3 protein-coding genes are annotated in these 21,493 nt (G+C 74.7%); all 3 read right to left on the bottom strand.

Annotated features, from left to right (window positions below; all coding sequences use genetic code 11):
- Window positions 1-48: 48 nt before the first annotated feature.
- Genes WHN02_RS16945 through WHN02_RS16935 form a run of 3 tightly spaced genes read right to left on the bottom strand, consistent with a single transcriptional unit; the run spans window position 49 to window position 21,493 of the window.
- The gene (locus WHN02_RS16945; protein ID WP_434739718.1) at window positions 49-294 is read right to left on the bottom strand and encodes an acyl carrier protein; all 246 of its coding nucleotides are present in this window, start codon (window positions 292-294) and stop codon (window positions 49-51) included.
- On the bottom strand, window positions 291-1,226 hold the full coding sequence (locus WHN02_RS16940; protein WP_434739717.1) for an LnmK family bifunctional acyltransferase/decarboxylase: 936 nt from the start codon (window positions 1,224-1,226) through the stop codon (window positions 291-293). The genes WHN02_RS16945 and WHN02_RS16940 overlap by 4 nt, the downstream gene beginning before the upstream one ends.
- Window positions 1,223-21,493 carry an SDR family NAD(P)-dependent oxidoreductase gene (locus WHN02_RS16935; RefSeq protein ID WP_434739716.1) on the bottom strand — a complete coding sequence of 6,757 codons (20,271 nt, stop codon included), beginning with the start codon at window positions 21,491-21,493 and terminating at the stop codon, window positions 1,223-1,225. The genes WHN02_RS16940 and WHN02_RS16935 overlap by 4 nt, the downstream gene beginning before the upstream one ends.

Below are 21,493 nucleotides of genomic sequence, written 5' to 3'. Positions count from 1 at the left end.
CGGCACCGCCGCGAGGACCGACGACGACGGTTCGCTCGCACGACTCACTCACGCCGTCACCTCCGTGAGGAAGGCGACCAGGTGGTCGAGGTCGGGTAGGTCGCTGAAGCTGGCGAGGGGTTCGGTGACGCCGAGCCGTTCCCGTACCCCGAGGATGATCTCGACCCGGTCCACCGAGTCGGCCCCGAGATCCTTCAGGTGCTGCCGCCCGCCGATGTCCTCGGCCCGCACCGACGGCAGGATCTCGGTGATCACCTCGTGGACCACCTGGCGGACGTGTGACCGGTCGGTCATCGGGTTCCTCCCGTCGTGGCCTGCTGTTCGGCGACCGCGATCGGTCTGCCGGTGTCCCGGTCGGTCAGGACCGCCAGGATCGACTCGTCGGCGCCGGGGGCGTCCCCACCGTCGTGACGGGTCACCGACACCCGTAGGACGGTTCCGGCGTCGGCGTTGCCCAGGTAGCTCATCCGCTGGTCCAGGACGGTCCGGCGCAGGAACCCGGCGTCCGACCCGCCCCGGTGACGCCACAACCGCAGCACCGCCCAGTCGACGATGGAGAAGTAGGCGGCGAAGTAGAGCAGCCCGACACCGTTGAGGTCCCGGCTCGGATCGACCGGGTAGTCGACGACCAGCCGCGACCTGTCGTCGGCCGGGGGCACGACGGCGGCCAGGTCCCGCAGTCGGGCGTACGCGCGCCGTGGCGAATGGGTCGTCGGCAGGGTGGGCAGGTGGTCGTGGCGGAACCCGACCGGGGAGGCCGAACAGAGGTCCCCGTTACCGCCGGAGGCACCCCGGACCACCCATCTGTTGAACGTCCGGGCGTACAGACAGTCGGGGTCCTCGTAGGCGTGGAACCGGTCCGGGTCGATCCGACCCGCCCGCCGCGGCGTACGCCGGATCTCGTGCAGGGTGAGCACCGACTCGCTGCCGAACCCGAACGCCCGGGAATCGATCCGGAGCACGTCACCGAAGGTCAACCCGCGTACCGTCAGCCCCGGCCCGCCCCGTACCTCCAGGTAGTGGAAGGCCAGGTAGGTGGGGGCGCCTCCGACGTCCCGGGCGGTGTAGACGTTGGTGTCGGTCACCGCGCTCACCGTGTCCCAGGTCCAGTCCCCCACCTGGCCGACGAAGAGGGAACCCGGGCCGCACATCCCCGGCCGGACCAGCTCGGTACGGGTGGTGCCGTCGGATCCGGTGACCACCAGCCCCGGTGTCAGGACGTTCACGCCGTCACCGCCCGATCGGTCGGGACAGTGGCGAGGAACTCCGACAGCAGTTCGTTGCAGGCCGTCGGGCTGGTCAGGTACGGGAAGTGGCCGGCGTCGTCGAGTTCGGCGTACCGGGCCCCGGGGATCAGCCCGTGCAGGAGGTGCGCCGTCTTGGCCGGGATGACAGTGTCGTGTCGACCCTGGACGATCAACGTGGGCACCGTGATCTGCGCCAGTGCGTCGGCCAGGTCGGGGCGTTCGGCGAAGACGTCGAGGTACCGCAACCCCGTCTGCGGGTCCATGCTCTCGCAGCGCAGCAGGAGCGCCTCGGCGGCAGCCCGCTCCCCGGCCAGCCGGGACGAGCCGCTGCCGGCGATCGTCCGGTCCAGGTCCTCGGCGGCCACGACGGCAAGCCTGTTGATCTCCCCCACCCGGTTACCGATCTTGTAGGAGCTGCCCAGGAGGACCAGGGAGGCGGTCTCGGTCGGGAAGGTCAACGCCCAGGTCAGCGCGACCAGCCCGCCGAACGAGGCGCCCGCCACGTGCACCGGGGTGGTGATCCCCAGGTGGTGCAGCGCCTCCCGGGCGAGGGTGGCCAGCCCGGTGAGGCCCAGGTCGGTCACGGCGGTGGTGGCACCGACCCCGGGGTGGTGGACGCTCACCACCCGGTACGACGCCGACAGCTCGGCGAACTGGTGGGCGAAGACCCCGGCCCCGATGTTGAACGGGTGCAGGAGCAGCAGCGTCGGCCCCTGGCCGGCGGTGAACACCTCCACCTCACCGCCGTCGACGACGACGACCTCCCGGCGGACGTCCGGCTGGTGCTCCCGCAGGACGTCGGCGTTGCCGTCGGCGGGACGACGCCGCTCACGCAGCGCCTCCCGTACGTCATCGGGCACCCGGTCGACCGGCTGGTAGACCGCCCGGGCCGCCTCCCCGGGGCTCCGTACCCCGCCGGTGACCAGCTCGGTGACCGGGCCGGGCCGGGCCGCGAGGTCGGCGATCCGGTCGGCGAGCCCGGCGACGTCCGCCGGGCCGTACCCGACCGGAACGGCGAGCCGGACCGCCGTGGCGAGTTCCCCGACGGCCAGGTGGGGTGCACCCCGGATTCCGACCCCGGCGTAGAGCCAGGCCAGGCAGGACATCACCGGGTGGTCCTGGGTGGTGAACCCGGGCATCCGGGCGACGTCGAGCAGGACGCAGTGCCCGCCCACCGGTTCGACCACCGGGACGCCCCGCTCCCGCAGTCCCTCCCCCAGGGACCGGACCGCCGCCATCCGCCGCCCGACGGCCCCGGTCACCCACTCCCGGTCGGCCAGCGCCGCCGCCATCCGGGTACGGGTGGCCCTGTCGACCTGCGCTCCCCGACGGGCCAGGTCGTCGCGGAGCCGGGCGGCGAGTTCCCGGTCGTTGGTGGCGAGCAGTCCACCGGCGGTGACGCCGAAGTCCTTGGTGAGGCTGAGGGTCGCGGTGTCGACCAGGTCGAGCATCTCCCGTACCACCGGCCAGGGGTCGTCCCCTGCGGTGAGCAGGAGGGCGTTGTCCAGGATCCGGCTGGCGTCCAGGACCAGCCCGACGCCGCGCGCCCGGGTGATCCGGCGCACCTCGCGCAGCTCGTCGAGGCCGACCGGTCGCCCGCCGCCGGCGTTGTTCGCGGCCTCCACCACCACGAAGGAGGTCCGGTCGTCGAGCGCCGCCGCCACCTCCGCCGGGTCGAGCCGCCGACCGTCGCCGACCGACACCGGCTCGAACCCGACGTCGGTGAAGGCGAGCATCCAGGTGGGGAAGACCGACGTGTGGACCACGACCCCCCGCCGCCCCGGCCTGCACCGGCAGAGCAGGGCCTCGGCCGCCCGACCGGACGGGGTGGGCACCACCTCGGCGAAGGGCAGCCAGTCGGATCCGGACAGCGGCGGCGGGTCGGTCCGGTCGGCCAGGTCACGCATCCTGGCCTCGACGGCGGGGTCGGCCCGCTCGGCCCAGGAGTCGGTGACCAGGTCCACCGGGACGAGCCCGTCGGGCACCGTCAACGGGTTGTGCCCGTGGGCGGCGAGGATCGCTGTCCGTCCCGCCACAGTGGTCGGATCGGGACGGCTCGACGTGGTCGGGGCGGTGCGGGGACCGGCGGCGGCCGGCGTCGGCCGGGGTCCGGGGGCGGTCGGTGGCGGCGTCGGTCGGGGTCTTGCGGCGACCGGCGGTGGCGTCGAGAGGGGCTCGGCGTCGGTCGGCGACGGGGTGGCCGCGGCGGCGGGTCCGGTCAGGTCCGGGTCGGCGATCATCAGGATGACGTCGGTGACCGAGGTACGGTCCCCGGCGGCCGGCTGACACAGGTAGATCGGCACGTTCACCGGGCGGAACTTGTTCTTGAACTGGAAGTTGCCCGGGCCAAAGACACCGACCGAGTGCAGTTCCTCGATGGCGGCGGCGACCGCCGGGTCGGCGTTCGGCGACTCGGTGATCGCCACCCCGAAGCTCGCCCCGAAGCTGAAGGAGGTGCACCCCTCGGCCATCGTCTGCTCGATGATCCGGACGATGGCGTACTCGACGCCCCCGGTGGGCATGGTGTCCGGATAGAACTCCAGGTCGAGCAGGTACCCGTTCTCCGACGGGATCCGGGTCACGATGATCGTGTTGACCGGCTCCTCGTCGACCCGGGTGAGGAAGACCCGGTGCCGGGGGTCCAGGGTGCCGGCCAGGACCTCCGCCCGGACCACCCCGACGTACGGGTTGACCATCTGCTTGCCCCGACCCCAGGAGTCCATCATCTCGGCGATACGCCGGTCGGTCTCCGGGTCGGCCCCGATGGTGTACTCCTCGGTCCGGCACGCCCCGGCCCGCTCGAAGCGGCGCAGGAGGTGTCGCAGCCGCTGCATCCGCCCACCGGCGGTGGTGAACGTGGACAGGTCAGGCAGGCGCTGCACCGCGCCGAACGGGGTGGCCGTGACCGGTTCCCCGGCCACCTCGGTCAGATGCTCCAACGACAGGAAGTTGGGGTGCAGACCCGACCGCCGGGCCCAGGCCACCCACTGCGCGACGAGCTCCCGGAAGTGGTCGACGGCTCCGACGAAGCTCCAGGCGAACAGGTCGGTCCCCCGGACGGAGAAGTTCACGTAGCCCTGCCGGGAGGCGTCGACGAAGGCGTACGGCGCGATGTCCCGACCGGCCAGTCCCCCCTCCTTGGCGTACCGACGGTCGAGGTCCTCGACGACAGCCCGCAGGGCCGGACGGTCGACCAGGGTCCGCTTGCGGACCACCACCGGCTCCCCGTCGACCTCCTCCGGGGTCTCGACGGTCGGGGTGGTGGCCCCGGGCCGCCTGTCGTGTACCTCCCGGTCGGCGAGGAACCGGTCCAGGTCGGCGAGGGTCGGCTGGTCGAACAGGAGGGTCTTGGGCAGGGCACCGTACCGCTGCTCCAGGGCGGCGACGACCCGGAGCATGTCGAACGAGGTCAGTCCGGCCTCGGTGAAGGTCGTCCCTGGTCGTACCGGCTGGCCGAGGACCTCGGTCACCGTCTCGGTGACGGTCGGCGTGGTCACGGGTTTCCCGGCCACCGGCCCCGAGGACGCCACGGGCGGGGTCTGGACGGGCGGGGTGGGGTCGGGCGGGGTCTCGACGGGCGGGGTGAGGGCGGGCGGGGTGACCCGGGCACCGGCCCGGGTGAGGAAGGCGGCCAGGGCGTCGACGGTGTCGTGCTCGTACAGGTCCGCCGCGGTCAGGTCGACCGGGAAGGTCGCCATCACCAGCCGGGCCAGCTCCATCCGGAAGATGGAGTCCAGACCCAGATCGGAGAAGGCGGTGTCGGCGGTGATGTCCGCCGCCTCGGTGCCGAGGACCCGGGCCACACACTCCCGGACCCGGTCGGCCACCTCGGTCCCGTCGGACCCTCCCCCCGGGGCCACGACGGGAACGACCGGAGCCGGGACCGCCGGGGTGGCCGGCAGCGCGACGGGAGGTGGTTCGGCGGGAGGTGATGCGGGCTCGGTTGGTGGCCGCCGGAGGGCCGCCGGGTCCCGCAGGACGATCCTGCCGTTGCGGATCGGCGCCGTCGGCGTCTCGACGGGTGGTGCCGTCGGCTGCGCGGGGGCTGGTGTCGTTGCGGCGGAGGGTGCCGGGACCAGCCCGTCGAACCAGTACTGTCGTCCGCCCAGCGGTGGGGCGGGTACCGAGATCCGCGCCGGGACGTGGTCCCACGTACCGGCCCAGTCGACGTCGACGCCGTCGAGCCAGGCGCGGGTCGGGTCGTCGAGTCGGGGGGACACCCCGTCGAGGAGGACCGCCACCGCCTCGGCGGCACCGTCGACGACGGCGGCGAACCGGTGCCCACCGGGCTCCCGGCCGGTCTGGAGGGTGAACGCCACCCGGTCCAGGTCCCGCCCCTCGGCGAGGATCTCCGCCACCCGTCGTCGGTAGGTGGTGAGGGCGGGTGCGGAGTCGGCGGAGAGGACGAGTCGCCACGGCCCCCGGTCCGGGGTGGGGGCGACCGGCGGCGGGGACGCCACCACCACGTGGGCGTTGGTGCCCCCGAACCCGAAGGAGCTGACCCCGGCCACCCGGTGCCCGGTCCACGGCAGGCGGCGGTCCAGGACCGTGAACGGGGTGCCCGCCAGCCGCAGGTACGGGTTCGGCTCCCGCTGGTGCAGGGTCGGGGGCAGTTCCCCGTACCGGAGACCGAGGAGGACCTTGATCAACCCGGCGATGCCGGCGGCGGCCTCCAGGTGACCGATGTTGGTCTTCACCGCCCCGAGGGAGATCGGGGTCTCCACCCCGGCGAAGACCTTCTTCAGCCCCTCGATCTCGATGGGGTCCCCGAGGCGGGTGCCGGTCCCGTGGGTCTCCACGTACGACACCTGGGACGGGTCGACCCCGGCGGCCCGGTACGCCCGCGCGACGACCTGCGCCTGGGCCTGCGGGTTGGGGGCGGTCAACGACGGTCCCCGCCCGGCGTGGTTCACCGCGCTGCCCCGGATCACGCCGATCACCTGATCACCGTCGGCGAGGGCGGCCCGCAGGGGTTTGAGGACGACGACCCCGCACCCCTCGCCGCGCCCGTACCCGTCGGCGGCGGCGTCGAAGGTCTTGCACCGCCCGTCGGGGCTGAGCATCCCGGAGTCCCCGAAGGCGACGAACAGACCCGGGCTGAGCAGGACGTTGACCCCTCCCGCCAGCGCCATCGAGCACTCGCCGGAGCGCAGCGCGCCGACCGCCCGGTGGACGGCGACCAGGGAACTGGAGCAGGCCGTGTCGATCGCCTCGCTGGGACCCCGCAGGTCGAAGACGTACGACGCCCGGTTGGCGAGGATGCAGTCGGCCAGGCCGCTGGCGGTGTGCGCCTCGACCGGTACCCCGTGGTCGCGGAGCAGGTCGTCGTAGTCGCAGGCGGAGACCCCGACGAAGAGGCCGGTCTCCGATCCGGCCAGGTCGGCGGGGCGGTACCCGGCGTCGACGACCGCCTGCCACACCGTGTGCAGGAAGATCCGCTGCTGCGGATCCATCAGCGTCGCCTCCCGGGGTGAGATCCCGAACCGGGCGGCGTCGAAGGTCCGTACGTCGTCCAGGAAACCGGCCCGGACCCCTGCTGTCGCGGGGTGGGCGAGCAGGTCGGTCCGGTCCGACGGGACGGCCCGGACCAGGTCGTCCCCGGCGGTCAGGTGCGCCCAGAAGGTCTCCAGGTCCGGTGAACCCGGGAAGACCCCGGCCATGCCGACCACCGCCACCGCGTCGTCCGCGACGACCTCGGCGACGGTCGGAAGGACCGACGGCGAGGCGACGAACGGCGGCGAGGCGACCGGCGGGGCGACGGTGACCGGTGCAGCGGCGGCGGGCGCGGGGGCCGGCGGGGCGGCGACGACCGGTGCAGCGGCGGCGGGCGGTTCCTCGGTCGGGGTCACGACGGTACGGAGGTGGTCGGCGAAGGCGGTCAGGGTGGGGCACTCGTAGAGGACTGTCGGCAGGAGGTCGAGCCCGAACCGTTCGTTGACCCCGTCGACCAGCTCGGTGAGCGAGATCGAGTCGAATCCCAGGTCCAGCAGGGCGGTGTCCGGCTCGACCTCGTCCGGCTCCACCAGCAGGAACCCGGCGGCGAGCACCCGCAGCTCGGCGTCGAGGTCGGGACCCACCGGCGACGGAGCAGCCCCGTCCGCCCCGGCCCCGACCCCGACCCCGACCTCAGCTCCGGTCCCGGTCCCGGTCCCGGCACCGGCACCGGCACCGGCACCGGCACCGGGAGCCTCGACCGGCCGGACCACAGCAACCACCGGTTCGGCGGCGGCCACGGTCCGGTCGAAGGCCCGCAGTGCGTCCACAGTCGCCAGGGGGGCGCTGCCCCAGCGGCGGGCGAACTGTCGGCGGGTGGCGTCGTCCACCGTCATCCCCCCGTCGGCCCAGAGCGGCCAGCACACCGACACGGTGCCGGGGCGGCCGGTGGCGGACTCGTCCAGGAAGGCGTTGGCGTACGCGTAGTCGACCTGGCCGAGGTTGCCGGTCCGACCGGCCACCGACGAGCAGAGCACCACTTGCTCGGGCGGGTCGTCGTCGAGCGCCGCCGTCAGGTGGTGCAGGCCGAACACCTTCGGCGCGACGACCCTGTCGACGTCGTCGGTGGACTTGGTGACCGCCCGGGCGTCCCGGTGGATCCCGGCGGCGTGGACCAGGACGTCGATCCGGCCGTACCGGCCCCTGATCTCGCCGACGGCCCGTCGGACGTCGGCCCCGTCGGTCAGGTCGGCGGCCACGAAGTCCACCGGTTCCGTCGGGGCGGTCCGCCCGACCAGGACCACGGCCCGGGGTTCCCGGGTCGACAGCAGGTGCCGGGCGAGGTGTCCGCCGACCGCCCCGGTGCCGCCGACCACCACGTACACCCCGCCGGTGGGGGTGGGCGGAGGCGGTGGCGGATCGAACGGCACCATCCGGCGGACCTGCCGGACCCCGTCGACGTACCGGATCTCGGACACCCGCCCCTCGGGCTCCCCGGTGACGTGCCGCAGGTCGGCGACAGTGGGTTCGCCGAGGACGAGGGCACCGGAGAACCGGCTGTGTTCCAGAGCCAGGGTGCGCAGGGCCGCCGCGACGGCGACGTACGCGGGTCGGGTGTCGGGGGTGGTCACCACCACGCGCAGCAACGGTGTCCCGGGGCGGGCCAGGAGGGGGCGGGTCACCCGGAGCAGGTCGTGCAGGGCCGCCCGGACCTCGTCGGCGAGCGCCCCCGGTGCGGCCGGGAGGTGGATCACCACGAGGTCGGGGGACGGCTCGTCGGGGGTCCCGCCGAACGTCGGTCCCGACCCGACCACCAGCACCCGCCGGGGTGCCGCCCCCGCCTCCGACGCCGGGGCGTCCTGCCACCGGGGACGCAGGTAGACGCAGGGGTCCCCGGCCGCGCGGTCGCTGCCGGTCGGGTCGGGCAGCCAGTGCCGTTGCCTGTCGAACGGGTACGGGGGCATCGCCACCCGGTGGGGGCGGGCGGGCCAGAGCCGCGCCCAGTCCACCGGCACCCCGAGTACCCAGATCGCGGCGATGCGGTCGAGCAGACGCCGGTCCAGCAGGTCGGTGACCAGATCCGTCCCGTCCGGGCCGGTGAACAGGTCACGGCGCGGGTCGTCGCCGACCACGACGCCGGTGTGCACCTCGCCGGTGCGCAGTCGACGGACCAGTTCGGCGGGGTCGGAGACCACCACCGCGAGGCGGTGCGGCAGCTCGGCCCGACCGACCTGGCTGGTGTACGCCAACCGGTGCAGCGCCGGTGACCGCTGCTCGACCAGGTCGGCGAGGGCCGTGGCGAGGGCCCGCAGCTGCGGTTCGGTCCGGGCCGAGAGGAGTACGGCGTGCGGCCCGGCCGGGTCCATCGGCGGCTCCGGTGACCTCGGATGCTCGGCGACGACCAGGTGGGCGTTGGCGCCCCCGGCCCCGAAGGAGCTGATCCCGGCCCGTCTCGGGGACGACCAGGGCACCGCCTCGGTGGGGAGGGTGACCGAGTCCGGGAGGTCGATCTTCGGGTTGACCGTGTCGAGGTTGGCGCAGGGGGCGATGACCCCGTTGGCGATCTGGAGGAGGACCTTGGTCAGGCCGGCGATCCCGGCGGCCCCCTCCAGGTGGCCGATGTTGGCCTTGACCGAGCCGACCGCGTACCGGCCGGTGGTGCCCAACGCCCGGGTGAGACCGGCGATCTCGATCGGGTCACCGAGGGCGGTCCCGGTCCCGTGGGCCTCCACGTACCCGATGTCGCCGGGTCGGACCCCGGCCCGGCGCAGCGCCTCGGCGACCAGGTCGGCCTGGGCGTTGGGGTTGGGCACGGTGTACCCGGCGGTCCGGCCCCCCGCGTTGACGAAACCGCCCTCCACGACGCCCCAGATCCGGTCGCCGTCACGCTCGGCCGCCGAGAGGGGCTTGAGCAGGACCGCACCCACCCCCTCCCCCGGGGCGAACCCGTCGGCACGGGCGTCGAAGACCTTGCACGTCCCGTCGTCGGCGAGCATCGTCATCGACGACAGGGCGATCAGGTGGGCGGGGTGCAGGACCAGGTTGACCCCACCGGCGACGGCCATCGCGCACTCCCCGCGCCGGAGGCTCTCGCAGGCCAGGTGGACGGCGGTCAGGGAGGCCGAGCAGGCCGAGTCGACGGCGAAGCTCGGTCCGGTGAGGTCGAGGACGTGGGACACCCGGTTCGCCACCGACCAGTACGCGGAGTGCCCGTCGGTGTACCGCCCGGCCGGCCACCCCTGGGCGGCGGCGATCCGGCCGTACGACCCGTACATGGTGCCGACGAAGACCCCGGTCTCCCGGACGTGCCGGGAACCCAGGTATCCGGCCCCCTCCAGGAGGTGCCAGACGGTCTCCAGGAAGAGCCGTTCCTGCGGGTCGACGGCGGCGGCGTCCCGGGGCAGGATGCCGAAGAAGGCGGGGTCGAAGGCGTCCACGTCGGCGAGGAACCCACCCCACCTGCCGTACGAGTGCCCGGGGCGGCCCCGGCGGGGGTCGAAGTGGGTCCGCCAGTCCCACCTGTCGGCGGGTACCTCGGTGACGGAGGTGGTCCCCCGGACCAGGTTGTGCCAGAAATCCTCGACGGTGGCGGCCCCCGGGTACCGGCCGGTCACCCCGACGACGGCGATCGGCTCCGGCCGGTCCCCGTCCCGCCGGACGGCGGACACCCCGGAGGGGGTCGGGGACGGGTCGGGAACGGTCGGGGCGGACACCTCGGAGGGGGTCGGGGACGGATCGGGGACGGTCGGGGCGGACCGGAACGGGTCGGGGGTGGTCGGTGGGAGCGGGACGACCGCCGTCGGGAGGGTCTCCCCGGCGAGCCGGGCGGCCAGGGCGGCGGGCCGGGTGGCGCGGAGGTGGTCGGCGAGCTGGGCGATCGTGAGGTGCTCGAACAGGAGAGTGGCGGGCAACTCCCCCAGGTCGGTCTCGAACCGGTGCACGATCCGCTGACCGACCAGCGAGTCGACGCCGAAGTTGTCGAAGGTGACCTGCTCGTCGAGGTCCGCGGGACGGAACTTGAGGACCTCGGCGAAGACGTCGGTGACGTACGCCCGGACCGCCTGCGGCGACGGTGACCCGGACGGGGCCGACGGCCCGGCGGTGGCGACGAGGACCCCCTGCTCCTGGGCGTCCTCGGCCGTCCCGGGGACGCCCAGGACCGTGCAGGTGAACCCGGCCTCGGCCAGGGCCGCCCGCCACCGGGCCGGGGTGAGCAGCGGCGAGTGGGGCAGCCGACGGGTCGGGTCGGTGTACCCCCACCAGCCGGGGAGCAGCCCGAACGTGGCGGTGAGGAAGTCACTGTGTCGGGTGACCTCGTTGGCCAGCAGGACCCCGCCGGGCCGCAGGAGCGTTCGGACGTGCCGGAGGCTGCCGACGACGTCCCCGGTGGCGTGCAGGACGTTCGTCGCCAGGACCACGTCGTAGCCCCCCGCCGGGAAGCCCTGGGCCACCGGGTCCCGCTCGATGTCGAGGAGGGCGAACTCCAGCTCCGGGTGCCGGGATCCGAACCGCTGCTCCCCCTCCCGCAGGAAGGCCGTGGAGACGTCGGTGTAGTGGTACCGCGCCCCGGCGGCGGCCGGCAGGGCGAAGGTGGTCGCGGACCCGGTCCCCGCCCCGATCTCCAGGACCCGGGGGGCACGACCGGTCACCCCGCGTACCGCCCGGGTGACCTGGTCGGCCAGGAGCCGGTGGTGGAAGTCGGCCACCGCCTGCCCCCGGTACACGGCGGCCACGAGGTCGGTGGACCCGGCCGGGAAGAGCGCCTCGACCGGGGCGACGGTCCCGGCCAGGACCCCGGGCAGGGCCGTGACGCAGCGCCGGAGCAGCTCGACGTGGGGCGCCAGGTCGGGGTGGACGGCCAGCACCGCCTCGGCGGTGAGCCCGGTGGGGGCGGTGGCGGTGGCGGCGTCGACTGCCGCCCGGAGCCGGGCGGACGGCCCCGTACCCGCCGGGGTCACCGGCAGGTCCAGCCCGCGCAGGAGGTCGCGGGCCAGGCCGTCGAGCGCCCGGAACCCGGCCCGGGACCGGGCCAGGTCGTCCTCCCCGGGCGCAGCCCCGCCCGGGACGGGTCCGGGAGCGGCCACGGCATCCGAAACGGGTCCGGGAGCGGCCACGGCGTCCGGGACGGAGACGGGTCCGGGGGTGGTCACCGACGGGGCCGACGGTACGACGCCGAGGAGTGCCAGCCCGGCCGGGGTGCCCCTGAGGACGGCGACCTGCCGGTCCGGGGCGGCCAGTACCTGTTCCAGTGCCCGGACACCCTCGTCGGGTTCGATCGAGTCGATCCCCAGGGCACGGAACCGGGCTGTGTAGTCGGCCCCGGCCACCACCCCGACGCTGCCCCAGTATCCCCAGTTGACGACCCGGACCGGGAGGCCGGACCGGTGCAGGTGGAGCCCGTACGCGTCCTCGAAGGTGCTGGCGGCGGCGTAGTTGGCCTGCCCGGGCGCGGGGGCGTACGACAGGGCGGAGGAGAACAGGGCGAGGAAGTCGAGGGGCTCGTCCCGGACGGCGGCGGCCAGGGCGGCCAACCCGGCGACCTTGGGCCGAGCCACCGCCAGGAACGCCTCGTCGTCCAACCGGGACAGCGGACGGTCGTCGAGGACGATCGCGGTGTGGAGGACGCCGTGGATCCGGCCGAACCGGGCGCGGACCTCGGCCACCGCCCGGCGCAGCGCCACCGGGTCGGTGACGTCGGCGCTCAGGTACGCCACCCGCCCCCCCGACGCCTCGACCTCGGCGGCCCGGTCGCGGATCCGATCGTCCTCGGCGGACCGGCCGATCCACGCCAGCCGGGCCCGCCGGGTCCGGGCGAGGTGGCGGCTGACCTCCACGCCGAGCCCGCCGGCCCCACCCACCAGCAGGTACACCCCGTCGTCGCGCAGCGGCACCGCCGCCGACGTCCCGGTGGCCGGGGTGAGGGTCCGGACCAGCCGACGGGCTCCCCGGACGGCGACGAGCCTGTCGGTCCCGTCCTCCCGTCGGATCGCCTCGGCGAGGGTGACCGGGTCGCCGTCGCCGACGTCCACGCAGGTGACGGCCCACTGCGGGTACTCGGCGGCGACCGCACCGGCCAGTCCGACGAGCCCCGCCGCGTGCGGGCGGACCGGCTCGTCGGCGATCCCCACCACGTACGCCACGACGAAGGTCAGGGTCAGGGGACGCCGGTGGGCGCCCTGCCCGATCAGGTGCCGGACGAGCCGGAAGGCGTCGAGGGTGGACCGGTCCCGCTCCGGGGGGCCGTCCGGGTCGTCGGGGACGGCCAGGACGTGGACCGTGTCGACGGGACCGGACGGCAGCTCACCCAGTGGCAGCGCCACGTCCGGGTTCAGGGCCGCGGCCAGGGCGGTGGCGGCCGGGGTGTGCAGGACCGCCACCCGACCGGACGGGCGGACCCCGGTGGGAGCCGGGGCGGCCCGCCACGTCGGCGCGTACCTGGTCACCTCGGTTCCGGGCCCCGGGCGCAGCGTCACCCCGTCCAGCCGGGCCCGGACCGACCCGGCCTCGTCGGTGAGGAGTACGTCGAACCGGTGCTCGTCGCGTCGGGTCACGTGGACCCGGGCGGCGGCCGGCAGCGGACCCGTCCGGACCGCCGACTCCACGGCGAAGGGGACCCGCGGCCTGCTGTCGGGGCGGACCAGCCCGACGAGGGTCTGCATCGCCCCGTCGAGGATCTGGACGTCGTCGCCGGGACGGGCGGAGAGGGTGCCGAGGGCCTCGTCCACGCCGACCCGTACCTCGGTCAGGACCCGGAAGGTGGGCCCGTACCGCAGGCCCGCCCGGTCGAAGGCGGCGTACAGGTCGTCGGCCGGTCGCCGGTGCGGGCACCGGGCCTCCACGGTGGCCAGGTCCACGTCCGCCGGTACGGGTACCGCCGGGCGACGCCGTCCCTCGGCGTGGACTGTCCCGTCGGGGGCGGTCAGGGTGATCCGGTCGGCGGCGGTGAGGACGAGTGTCGTCGGGGTGTCGACCACGACCGGGCGCAGCCACCGGACCCCGCCGACGGGAGACGACCCGACGCCGAGGGCCAGGTGCAGGAAGGCCGCTCCGGGCAGGACCTGTCGACCGTCGAGCCGGTGGTCGGCGACGAAGGGGGTGGCCGGGTCGACGGTGATCTCCCGCTCCTCCCGCCCGGCCCAGTACCGGTCCCGGGCGAAGGGGTAGCCGGGCAGCGGCACCAGTCGACCGGTGACCGGGGGAAGACGGTCCGGCGCCCCACCGGCCACCCACCCGTCGGCGGCGGCCACCAGGTCGGCGGGGGTGTCGGCGGGGGGTGGTCCACCACGGAGGCGGCGTACCAGGTCGTCCCGGTCGGCGGCGACGAACGCGGCGCGTACCGGATGGTGGGTCCGGCCCCGGGTGAGGGTGGCGGCCACGTCCCGGACGTCGACAGCCGTCGAGTCGAGGTGTCGGGCCAACCTGTCGACCTGCTCGGTCAGGGCGGCGGCGGTCCGGGCGGAGACCGGCACCACGACGTGACCGGTCGCGGGCTGCGGAGCCGGGAGTGGTGCCCGGACGGGGGCCTCGGCCACCACCAGGTGACAGTTGGTGCCGCTGAACCCGAAGGAGCTGACCCCGGCGACGAGCCGCTCCCCGACCCACGGGGTGAGGGTCCGGACCACCGGCGGCCCGTCGATCGGGTCGGTGACCGGGGTGGGCGGAAGCTGCCGGTGCCGCAGGCAGAGGAGCACCTTGAGCAGTCCGGCGATGCCGGCGGCCATCGTGGTGTGTCCGATGTTGGCCTTGACCGACCCGATCGCGCAGTCCGGTCCGAGGACTCCGACGAGGGCCTTCACCTCGATCGGGTCACCGAGGGCGGTGCCGGTGCCGTGGGTCTCGACGTAGCTGACCGGCACCCCCGCCCGGGCGTGGACCTCCCGCAGCAGGGCCGCCTGGGAACCGGCGCTGGGGGCGGTGATCCCGTTGGTACGGCCGTCTCCGTTGATCCCCCCGGCGAGCAGGACCCCGTGGACGTGGTCTCCGTCGGCCAGCGCCCGGTCGAGGCGTTTGAGGACGACGGCCCCGACGCCCTCACCGAGGGTGATCCCGTCGGCGGCGCTGTCGAACGGGGCGGACCGCCCGGTGGGTGACAGCATCCCGGTCTGACTGGTCCAGACCTGCATCCGGGGGGTGCACATGACCGCCACTCCCCCGGCCACAGCGGTGTCGCACTCGCCCGTACGGATGCTCTCGCAGGCCAGGTGGACGGCGGTGAGCGAGGAGGAGCAGGCGGTGTCGACGGCCATGGTCGGGCCGGTCAGGTCCAACAGGTACGCGATCCGGGCCGGGAGGATGGACGGGGACGTCCCGAGGAACGCCTCGCTCGTGTCGCCCTGCCCAGCCCGGTCGAGAACCTCGGCGTAGTCCCCGGCGGCGCACCCGACGAAGACCCCGCACCGCAGTGGACGTCCGGCGTGTCCGGCGTCCTCCAGGGCCGCCCACGCCTGCTCCAGGAAGAGCCGCTGTTGGGGGTCCATCGCCTCGGCGTCGCGGGGCGAGATCCGGAACAGTCCGGCGTCGAACGCGTCGACGTCGTCGAGGAGCGCCGCCCACCGACTACGGGTGGTGCCGAGGGCGGCCGGGTCCGGGTCGTACCTGTCGGTCAGGTCCCACCTGTCGGCCGGCACCTCCCGGATCGCGCAGTGTCCCGCCGCGAGGTTCGCCCAGAAGGCGACGAGGTCCGGTGCGTCGGGGAACCGCCCGGACATGCCGATCACGGCGATCGGGACCGGCGGTTCCGGAACCCCTGCCGGCTCGTCGGGGGCGGCCCGGCCGCTGTCGGACGGACGGCGGGCGGGTGAGCCGCTGTCGGACGGACGGCGGGCGGGTGAGCCGCTGTCGGGCGGGTCGAGGTCCACCCGGACCGGGGTGACCGGCACCGCTGCGGGCGCCGCCGGGCGGGGGTCGACCCGGCCGTCGGCCGAGGGCACCGGACCGACGGTGAGGGTCAACGGCGGCGGTTCGGTGGGAGCAGGTGCGGTGGGAACGACGACGGTGACCGGGGTGGGGTCGGGCGCGGCGGCGGGGACGGCCCCGGTGGCCGGGGCGGCAGCAGGGACGGCGACGGTGACCGGGGCAGGGGCAGGGGTGGTGGCAGGCGTAGGTGCGGCGGCCTGGTCGCGGAGGGCTGCGGACCTCGCGGTCGCCCGCAGGACCGCGTCGGCCAGGTCGGTGACCGTCGGATGGTCGTAGACGGTGACCGAGTCCAGGTCGGTGCCGAAGCGCCGGTTGAGGTCCCGGACCAGCTCGACCGCGCCGATGGAGTCCAGCCCCAGGTCGGAGAAGCTCCGCTCCGCAGTGATCTCACCCGGCCGCAGGTAGAGCAACGCCGAGAGGAACTCCTCGACCGCCGCCCTGACCTCTGCCACGTCCCGGGTGTCTGCCACGTCCCGGACCTCGACCGCGCCTCGGGCCTCGGCCGGCTCCCGGCTGTCTGCCGTCTCCCGGGAATCGGTCGGCTCCCGGGTCCCGGTCACCGACGCCTCCGGCACAGGAGGGGGTACGGGCCGCTGCGCTGCCGGGTCCACTGTGTTGCGGTACGCGGTGACCCGGGCGAAGTGGTCCCGCACCCGGTCGGCCGACTCGGCACCCAGCACCCGTTCGTGCATCCGGACCTCACTGTCGATGACGTCGGGGAGCCGACGGAGGATCCGCCCGGCCAGCTCGGTCTTGAGGGTCCGCACCGGGTCGACGGGCTTCTCCGCCATCGCCCGGGCCAGGTCCAGGGCCGCCCGCAGCACCTCGGCACGGGGCAGGACCGTCACCGTGGCACCGCGACGGTGCAGCTCGGCCCCGGTGATCGACCGCCCGGTGAGCAGCATCTCGGCGGCGAGCGTCGGACCGAACCGCTGTTCGAGGACGTACGTCGCCCCCATGCCCGGGGTGAACCCGTAGCTGGTGAAGTTGGCGCTGTAGACCGACTCCTCGCCGAGCAGGACGATGTCGCCGTAACAGGCGAAGGCGAGGCCGCCGCCGGAGGCGTGGCCCGACACGGCGGTCACCACCGGTCGGGTGCACCGCAGCAGTCCCTCGTAGACGAAGGACGCGTCGGTGAAGGTCCCCTCCCCCTCGGCCAGGGTCCGCAGCGCCTCGGGGGTTCCGCCCATGCTGAACACCGGCCCCTCGCCGGTGACCACCACCGCGCGGACGTCGTCGCGACGCTCGATCTCGTCGAAGGCGGACCGGAGTCCGTCGAGGAGCCCGGCGGTGAACATCGTCGCCCGCATGACCAGGAGGGCCACCCCGTGGTCGAGGAACCGGACGTCCAGATCCGCTCCGGCGGCCACCGCCTCGGGACCGCCCCGCGTCCCGACCGGCGGACCCGCGTACGTCCCGACCGACGGACCGGTCTCCGGCACGACCGACGCGGCGGGCTGTGGTCCGGCCGGCACGGCGGGCTGCGGTCCGGCCGGCACGGCGGGCTGCGGGGGCAGGGGTCCGGCAGCGGCCGGTTCCCAGGCCCCGATCCAGCACCGTTCCTCGGGCAGCGGGTAGCCGGGCAGGGACACCCGGTGGGGTCGGGGGTCCCCGTGGCACCGGAGCCAGTCCACCTCACCCCCGCCCACCCAGTGACGGGCGAGGTCGGCCAGGCGACCGGCCTTGAACAGGTCGACCGGGTCCTCGGCGCCCGGGACGCCGTCGAGGACCACCGTTCGACCGCCCTGCCCGGTCTCGGCGTACCCGTGCAGGGCGGCCCGCAGCTCGGCGACGGTGCCCGCGACCACCGCCAGCCGTACCGGCATCGGGGTTCGCCCGACCTGGGTGGTGAAGGCGATGTCGGCGACCCCCGAGTCCACCTCGATCGCGTCGAGTCGGGTCCGGTCGGTCAGGTCGGCCAACCCGTCGACACCGACCAGACCGACCAGGTCGGCGGCGGTCAGCCCGAGGTCCCCGAGGGTGCTCCCCGGGTCCAGGGCGGAGGCGGGTACGCCCAACCGGTCCGCCACCGCCTGCACGGCGGTGGTGCCGTTCGGCAGCCCGGCGGCCACCACGGCGGCGTACCGGCGCAGGTCGGAGGCGGTACGGGCGGACAGGACCACCAGAGCCGGTCCGGTGGGTACGGTCCGGGGGGCGGGAACGAACTCCTCGACCAGGACGTGGGCGTTGGTGCCCCCCGCCCCGAAGGCGCTCACCCCGGCCCGTCGGGTCCCGCCCTCGGGCACGGTCCAGGGCTCCCCGACCCGCTGCACCCGCACCGGCGCGTCGTCGAAGTCGATGTGCGGGTTGAGCTCGTCGGCGTGCAGGGAGGCGACGAGGTGCCGGTGCCGCATTTGCAGGAGGACCTTGGTCAGCCCGGCGACTCCGGCCGCACCCTCCAGGTGGCCGATGTTGGACTTGACCGAACCGATGGCACAGGAGCCGGTCGGCACTACACCGCCCTGGAACGCCTGGCGCAACCCCTCGACCTCGATCGGGTCACCGAGGGCGGTCCCGGTGCCGTGGGCCTCGACGTACCCGAGGGTGGCGGGGTCCCATCGGGCGTCGGCGAGCGCCCGTCGGATGAGGGCCGCCTGGGACTGCGGGCTGGGTACGGTGGCCCCCGCCGTCCGGCCGGTGTGGTTGACCGAGGTGGCTCTGATCACCCCGTACACGTGGTCACCGTCGGCGACCGCCCGGGACAGCGGCTTGAGGACCACCGCCCCCACCCCCTCCCCCGGGGTGTAGCCGGTGCCGTCGCGGCCGAATGCCCGGCACCGACCGTCGGTCGACAACCACTGGCCCTGCGCGAGCTGGAGGTACTTCTGCGGGTGGACGGTGACGTTCACCCCGCCGGCGACCGCCATCGTGCACTCGCCCCGTCGGATGGCCGCCACGGCCAGGTGGACGGCGGTGAGCGAGGACGAGCAGGCGGTGTCCACGGCCAGGCTCGGCCCGGTGAGGTCGAAGGTGTGCGACACCCGGTTGGCGACGGCGCAGTGCATGGCGGTGGGGGCGACCCCGTCGGGGGCCCCGCCGACGAGCTGGTAGTGGTTCCACATCACCCCGACGTAGACGCCCACGGTCTCCCCACCCAGGGACTCCGGCGGATGACCCGCGTCCTGAAGGGCGTGCCACGAGGTGGTGAGGAAGAGGCGTTCCTGCGGGTCCATCCGTTCCGCGTCGCGTCGGGAGACACCGAAGAACGCCGGGGCGAACCGGTCCACCCCGGTCAGGAACCCGCCCCACCTGGCGTACGTCCGGCCGGGGGTCCCCTTCACCGGGTCGAACACCTCGGAGTGGTCCCACCGGTCGGCGGGGACCTCGGTGACGGCGTCCCGCCCGTCGGCCAGGACCTGCCAGAACTCGGCCACGTCGGCGGCGCCCGGGTACCGGCCGGCCAGCCCGACCACCGCCACCGCGTCGGGGTCGGCGCTCCCCTCCACGGCTCCGGCAGCCACCGGACCGTCCGACGTCACCCCTGTCGACGCAGCGGGGATCGAAGCAGCGTGGGTCGGAGGCGCTTCGGGCGGAGTCGGGACGCTGCCGGGAGGGGCGGCGGAGGGGACGGTGGTGGGCGAGGCGGCGGTGGGCGAGGCGGCCGGGACCAGGGCCCGGATCCGGGTCGGATCACCGTGCAGGACGAGGATCCGGTGGTGTCCGGCCCCGAGCGCCCGCCGGAGCAGGTCCAGCCCGACGTCGGTCGGCAGGGGGGTCTGCCCGGTGGCGGCACCCGAACGGCGGACCACCTCGGGGGTGACGGCCATCCCCCCGTCGGCCCACAGGGGCCAGTCGACGACCACGGTGCGGCCCCGCCCCCGCCGACCCGCCTCCGCCAGGGTGGCGTTGGCGTACCCGTAGGCACCCTGGCCCGGGTTGGCCACCACTGCGGACGCGGAGGAGAAGACCACCAGGAAGTCGAGGTCGTCGGCGGCGGTGGCCTCGTCCAGGTGACGCAGACCGGCAAGCTTCGGGGCGGTGGTGGTGGCCAGGTCGGCCGGGTCGCCCCGGAAGAACACCCCGTCCCGGGTCACCCCCGCGCAGTGCAGCACCCCGTCGATACGACCGAACCGGTCGCGGACCTCGGCGACGGCACGGCGTACCGCCACCGGATCGGTCACGTCCGCCAGGACCGGGTACACCAGTCCCCCGGCCCGTTCACCCGCCCCGACGAGGTCGTCGGCCGGACGGGTCCGCGACACCAGGGCGACGGTGGCCGCGTACCGGGTGGTGAGGTGCCGGACGAGGCGGTCGGCCAACCCCCCGGAACCCCCGGTGACCAGGTACACCCCGCCCTGCCGCCACGGGTCGACGGCGCCGGTCAGGTCGACCTCGCGCCACCGGCGGACCCGTCGCCGTCCGGCGACGTACCGGACCTCGGGCTCCACCTCGGCGACGCCCAGCTCACGGCGGACCGCGACGGCCACCTCGGCCGGGTCGGGCACGTGCAGGAACCGGCACCGCAGGGCGGGCACCTCGGCGGTGATCGTCCGGGCCAGGGCGCCGGTGGCGGCCCGCTCCGGGGTCGGCTCCCCGGTGGTCACCACCACCAGGTCGCAGGGACCGACGTCGACCAGGGCGGCTGCGGCCCGCCACAGGTCCTCGGCGGGCCGGTCGGAGACCACCACCACCGCCGACGGAGGTGACGGCAGGGTACGCAGGGCGTCGGGAGTGGCCACCCGAGGGCCTGTCGACCCGGGCGGGGCGACCTCGGCCACCACCACCGGCTCCACCGGGGACGGCTCCGGGAGGTCGGTCTCCTCCCACACGTCGACGAGGGTCACGGCGGTGTCCGGGCGGGACGGCGGTGGTGTCCCGGTCTCCGCCAGGTGGGAGGCGAGCGCGTCGATGGTGCTGTGTTCGAAGAGCAGGGTCGGGTACAACGTCCGCCCGACCAGCTCCTCCACCCGGCCGGTCAGCCGGAGGAGGGTCACCGAGTCCAGGCCCAGGTCGTAGAAGCCGACCCCGGTGGGGACCTCACCGGCGGGCCGGTGCAGCATCCCGGCGACCGCCTCCCGCAGCGCGGTGGTGAGACCGGCGACGGCGCTCGGGAGGTCGTCGAGGAGGCGGTGGATCAGTCCGGGTTCCCGGATCCGTTTGCAGGTCAGCCCGGTGAACCCGGCCAGGAACCGGCCGTCGGCGTCCCGGACTGTGTAGTCGGTGGTCACCACGTCTCCGGACGGGGCCAGGCGTTCCGGGGACGCGACGTGGACGTAGCAGGTCGCCGGGAGCGGCTCGGGGGCACGCAGTTCCCTGACGAACATCGGCACGAACGGGTCGTCGGTGGGCATCCCGACCTGCCCGAAACCGGCCAGCGTGGAGGCGTCCAACGAGGCCGGGTGCAGGTGGAATCCGGCGTCCTGAGCGGGGTCGACGACGGTTCTGGTCAGCTCCGCCACCAGGTGGCCGTCGCCGACGTGGAGGGTTCCGGAGCAGGTCATCGCCGGACCGTGCCGGATCTGTTCCCGGGCCGCCCGGGCGTAGAGGGTGGCCAGGTCCTCCCGCCGGGCGGTGGCGCGCAGGACCGCCAGGTCCACCGGGGGCGGAAGCGGATCGTCGGTACGGCAGACCAGTCCGTGGGCGTTGTCCCGCCACCCCGACACCGGCTCGCCGTCGCGTAGCCACCGGCTCCGGACCTGGAACGGACGCCCGTGTACGCCCTCCCCGTCGATGGTGAGGACGATCTCCCGGTCGTACCCCTCGGTCGTGACGATCGCCTCGGCCAGGACCGTGTCCCGGACGCAGATCCGCCGGTGGTCCCACCCGGCGGCGACGACAGCCCGGTAGACCAGGTCGAAGAAGACCACCCCCGGCATCACCGACACGCCGTGCAACCGGTGGTTCTGCATGACGAAGTCGTGGTGGGTGAGGTGCACCCGGGACTCGATGCCGGACAT

This window comes from Micromonospora sp. SH-82 (genome assembly GCF_051132485.1).
Lineage (GTDB): Bacteria > Actinomycetota > Actinomycetes > Mycobacteriales > Micromonosporaceae > Micromonospora.
This window is presented reverse-complemented; position numbering and strand designations above follow the sequence as displayed.